Origin of the sequence: Rhodococcus sp. EPR-157, assembly GCF_001647195.1 — a bacterium.
In the GTDB taxonomy this organism is placed as follows: domain Bacteria; phylum Actinomycetota; class Actinomycetes; order Mycobacteriales; family Mycobacteriaceae; genus Rhodococcoides.
The window spans coordinates 1-3,452 of sequence record NZ_LVCV01000299.1 but is presented as its reverse complement, the minus strand read 5'-3'; the positions used below and the strand labels follow the sequence as shown (position 1 = coordinate 3,452).

The 3,452-nt window shown below is 60.8% G+C and carries 3 protein-coding genes and 1 pseudogene; all 4 read right to left on the bottom strand.

The features are described from left to right. On the bottom strand, nt 1-429 hold a 429-nt coding region (locus A2J03_RS13800; RefSeq protein WP_331712376.1), incomplete at its 3' end, for a nitrilase-related carbon-nitrogen hydrolase. A 14-nt stretch (nt 430-443) separates the two neighbouring features. Further along, on the bottom strand, nt 444-1,886 hold the full coding sequence (locus A2J03_RS13795) for a purine-cytosine permease family protein (protein ID WP_068374793.1): 1,443 nt from the start codon (nt 1,884-1,886) through the stop codon (nt 444-446). 288 nt (nt 1,887-2,174) lie between these two features. Beyond that, complete coding sequence (locus A2J03_RS13790; protein WP_068374792.1) at nt 2,175-3,332, bottom strand: iron-containing alcohol dehydrogenase; 1,158 nt, start codon at nt 3,330-3,332, stop codon at nt 2,175-2,177. Nucleotides 3,333-3,359: 27 nt separating this feature from the next. Next, nucleotides 3,360-3,452: pseudogene (locus A2J03_RS31685) on the bottom strand (methylmalonate-semialdehyde dehydrogenase); the annotation flags it as partial.

Genomic DNA, 3,452 nt, shown 5'->3' with positions numbered 1-3,452 from the left:
CTCGGTGTCGTGAACCGCATGACCGAGGTTGCCCGGGGCTGCCCACTTGGGTTCTGCGATGTACGAGTGGGTCTTTCGGTGAGTTCCGACGATTCCGTCGGGCCCGATCAGCACCGCGCTGTTGTAGAAGAGGCCTGTCTGCGGATCGATCTCCGGCATTCCGATGACGAGGTAGCAGCCGTGCTCGCGCGTCACTTCCGCGAACGTATCGGTGGTGGGACCAGGGATGGTTTCGACGACCGATGCGGCTTCGTCGTAGTCGTACAGGCAGTATCCGGTGGCCGCCATCTCGGGGGTCGTGATGAGCTTGGCGCCGAACGTCGCGGCTTCGGTGACCAAGGTCAGCAACATCGACACGTTGCCGGACTTGTCGAAGAGTGTCGGCTCGAATTGGATTGCGGCGCTGAGGTAGGGAGCGGGCGAAGTCACGATGAAGTGTCCTTTCAGTGCGTCGACGTTGCGTCGGGTTGCGCGACCGATGAGGGCGCGTCGGTTGGCGTGTAGAAGCGCCCTCGTGTCAGCACGGTCAGTGGCACGTAGATGATCGGCCCGATGAACATTGCAATGAACGACGCGTAGTACGACGGGTAGACCCCGAACACCCCGACGGCGCCGACTGCGATGCCGATCAGCATCGCGCTGATACCGCAGGGGTTCCAGTTGCGGACCCAGCCGTCCCGGAACTCGATGTTGCTGGACGGGGCGAGACCGAGCCACTTACGGCAGATGAAGTAGTCCGCGAGAAGAATGAAGATCCAGGTGTTGGTCATGATGCCGGTGACTGCGAGGAACTTGTCTGTGTATTGCAGGATGTTGATGGGGTAGAAGGCAACTCCGACGACGAGGAGTGCGACCATCCACCACTGTCGGCCGAGCTTCCTTGGAGACAGCACGTCCCATGCATTGGACAGGGCCAGTGACCCTGAATAGAGATTCATGACGTTGATCCGTACCTGTGTGACGATCGCGAAGATGACGCCGAGCAGACCCATCACGATCGCGAAGTAGAGACCCGGATCCGTCGCGGACAGTTCCGGCGTTGCAGTGCCGTCGAAGTGTCGGAGCATCGTGAATCCGAGGAAGACGCCGAGCACCATCACGACGACGATCATCAGCAACTCGGCCAGCATCAGGCTTGCTGTGCCGCGGTAGGTGACGTCCTTCTTCACGAACCGTCCGTAGTCGGTTGCTATGAGTGCCTGAAATACGACCTGGCCGTTGGCCAAACTCAATGCCTGCCACATCGCCGTCGAGGAGAAGCCATCGGTGGCGACCCATTCGCCGGGCCCGACGAGTACGTAGCCGCTCGCCAACATGTACATCCCGATCGCGAAGAGAATCAGGAAGATCGGCATTCCGAACCGCTGCAGAACGTTCATCGAGTGCATTCCGCGCCACGAGAAGTACAGTGCGACCAGAGCGACGATCGCGAAAACGATGGTGGCCCAGAACGAGTCGATGTCGATGCCCGCGAATTCGCTCAGTCCGTGGGAGACGATGCTTCCCTCGAAGATGAAGTAGAAGACGTAGTTGACCGCGTAGACCAGCGAGGCAACTGCCGACCCCTTCGTTCCGAAGCCGAGACCGCGGGTGAGGAGGGGGAGCGACAAGCCCTCCTGGCTCGCGATTCGCATGATGAGGCTACCGACGAGAGTGGCGCCGACAACCATGTATGCGATGGGTATCAAGAACATCGGCCATCCGACGAGAAAGCCGATCTGGCCTCCGAGCGAGAACCAGAACATGGCCGTGACGTTCCCGGTGAGCACCAGCAGAATTGCGGGCCGGGGCCAGCGCTGAGTTGCCGGGACCCTCGATGTTGCGTAGCTCTCGATCTGATCGTCGAGGCTCGTGGCCGGTCCTTCGAAGTATTTCTTCATGTTCATGTCGGTTGTCCAGTTCGTTAGATCGACGCCGGAGTATGCGCGGGCTGACCGGCAGATGCGGTGGGAGGTGTCGAGGGAGTTGCCGAGGGGCACGTGCGCCCGGCGCGAGTGGGCACCGCGGACGTGCACTGAACAAGAGAATACTTCCTGTAGACACTATTTTTCTAGGAACCATGTAAATAGTGTGTGACGCCGTTGGATTCGATTGCAGCGGGAGACAACGACCGATGGCCTCGCACCCCAGTGGGGTGCGAGGCCATCAGACGTCGACTTTCAGTACGCCGCTGTTCAGTACACCGTGCGGTACAGCTCCGCGATCTCCTCGGCCGTGGGTACCACCGGGTTGTTCGACGGCGATCCTGACGCCAGGGCCTGCTCGGCCATCAGCGGAATCAGTTCGTCCCAGCGTGCCCGGTCGATGCCGTAGGTACCCGGCCTCGGTACCTCGACGTCGGCGCACAGCGTGTCGATGAACTCGATCAACTTCTTCGATGCGCTGTCGTCGGAATCTGTCCGCTCGGCGGCGCCCAGTTGTCGTGCACAATCGGCGTAGCGGTCTTGCGCACCCGAGATCGAGAACGAGGTGATCGCGGGCAGCAACATTGCATTGGAAAGTCCGTGTGCCACATGAAAATGTGCGCCTATCGGCCGACTCATTCCATGCACGAGACACACGCTTGCATTGGAGAACGCCATGCCGGCTTGAGTCGAGGCGTGCATCATGTGCTCACGCGCTTCGCGATCCGAGCCGTCTCGGTATGCACGCAGAAGGTACTTACCGATCGTCCTCATCGCCGACAGTGCAAGTCCATCGGAAATGGGGTTGGCCTTCTTGCTGACGTACGCCTCGATGGCATGCGTCAACGCGTCGACTCCGGTGTCTGCCGTCAGTCTCGGCGGCATGGACATCGTGAGTTCCGAGTCGACGATAGATGCGATCGGAAGGAACGACAGACCGGGGCACAGCATCTTCTCATCGGACTCGACGTCTGTGATGATCGTGAACTGTGTTGCCTCGGAGCCACTTCCGGCTGTGGTTGGGATGGCGATGATGGGAAGCGCGGGTCCCGCGTAGAGCCGAGGAGCCTTGAAATCGCGCATGACGCCGCCCTGCGTCGACAACACGGCCAAGGCCTTGGCCGTATCCATCGGGCTGCCGCCGCCGAATCCGATGATGGCGTCGGCGTCGTGGGCTGCCGCCGCGTCGAGGCCTGCCTGCAGAGAATCCGTCGTCGGGTCAGGAACGGTCTCGGCGAACAACGCGGCCTCCTTACCGGTCGCTTCGATGATTTTCAGCAGCCGCTCGGCAGCTCCGGTGCTGACCATGAACGCATCGGTGACGAGAAGGGGCCGTTGGACATCGAGGTCGATCAGGACCGATCCCAGTTCCTCGACGGCGCCCGGGCCAAGCTTGAGGAAACGAGGAAACGAAATATTGGCAACCATTCCTACTCCTTCGTAGTGAATCGGTGCTCAGCTGTTTTCGGGGAAGCCGAGGTTGATACCGCCGTGGCTGGGGTCGAGCCAGCGGCTGGTGACGGCTTTACCGCGGGTGAAGAAGTGGAC

Bases quoted from the DNA above. Each gene is read 5' to 3' on its own strand.
- A2J03_RS13795 (WP_068374793.1), bottom strand. From the start codon at position 1,886: ATGAACATGAAGAAATACTTCGAAGGACCGGCCACGAGCCTCGACGAT.
- A2J03_RS13790 (WP_068374792.1), bottom strand. From the start codon at position 3,332: ATGGTTGCCAATATTTCGTTTCCTCGTTTCCTCAAGCTTGGCCCGGGC.